General features: G+C 64.7%; 1 protein-coding gene. It reads right to left on the bottom strand.

All coding sequences use genetic code 11. The features are described 5' to 3' along the window. Positions 1 to 22: 22 nt before the first annotated feature. Complete coding sequence (locus ABZV40_RS46455; protein ID WP_355456524.1) at positions 23 to 937, bottom strand: IS982 family transposase; 915 nt, start codon at positions 935 to 937, stop codon at positions 23 to 25. Positions 938 to 1,003: the final 66 nt, after the last annotated feature.

The raw sequence follows: 1,003 nt of genomic DNA, 5'->3' as shown, positions 1-1,003 counted from the left end.
CTAGATGACTGATTCCAAGGGGTCAGTGATCGTAGGCGGTTAACGACCGCATGACGGGTTGCTCTGACTTGTCGTTGTGCCAGATCGCGGTGGTCAGCGCCAGAACGCGTTGCAGGACACGGACTATGACTCCGGCCGGGGTGCGTCCGCCGTGTCGTTCAAGGTCGAGCTGTGCTTTGAACGTCTGGTTGATGGACTCGATGGTCTGGCGCAGTGGCTTGAACAGTCGCGCGCCAGGCCGCTCGGGCTCGTTCTTGCGGGCCGGCCGCAGTAGCTCGACCCCTGCTTCGGCCAGGTCGCGTTCGAAGGCCTTGCCGTAGTAGTTCTTGTCGGCGATCAGGGTCTGACCAGGGCGGTCGTGCACCAGTGAGGGATCGGCCTCGAAGATACCGAGCAGCGTCTGACGCTCGTCGGCCTTCGCGCCGGTCAACGCGAACGCGACCGGCAGACCGCCCAGGGTGCACACCAGATGCAGCCGCAGACCCCAGAAGTAGCGGGAATGGGAGGCGCAGTAGCCGTACTGCGCCCACCCGGCCAGATCGGAGCGTTTCGTGGTCTCCCGCGAGCGGCCGCATTCCACCGGGGTCGAGTCGATCACCCACACGTCGTCGGTCCACAGCGTGGTGTCCGTGGCGAGGATCCGGATGATGTTCTTGATCAGTCCGGTGGCGTTGCGCAGGCGCTTGTTGTAGCCGGACTGCTGGGGCAGGTACCGGAACAAGTGGCCCAAGTGCTTGTTGGCGTAGCGCAGCCAGCGGGCTTCGGAGGTGTGTCCCAGCAGTGCCTGCATCACCGCGAGGGTGACCAGCTCGGCATCGGTCAGGCTGGGCACGAGGCCGACTTTCGGCCGCCAGGGCGCCAGCCAGGGTTGCGCCCTGAGCAGGTCGTCGGTTCTGACGTAGAGTGCGGTCGCGAGGGTGTCAATGTCGGTCGTCACAACCCGTACATCGACACCCTCGCCCCAGGTCTCCAGGTGCCTACCCCTTGGACTTACTCATCTAGC

The sequence above is a fragment of the Lentzea sp. NPDC004782 genome (genome assembly GCF_040609115.1).
GTDB lineage: Bacteria > Actinomycetota > Actinomycetes > Mycobacteriales > Pseudonocardiaceae > Lentzea.
The sequence above is the reverse complement of the archived record's forward strand: the minus strand, read 5'-3'. Positions and strand labels throughout refer to the sequence as shown.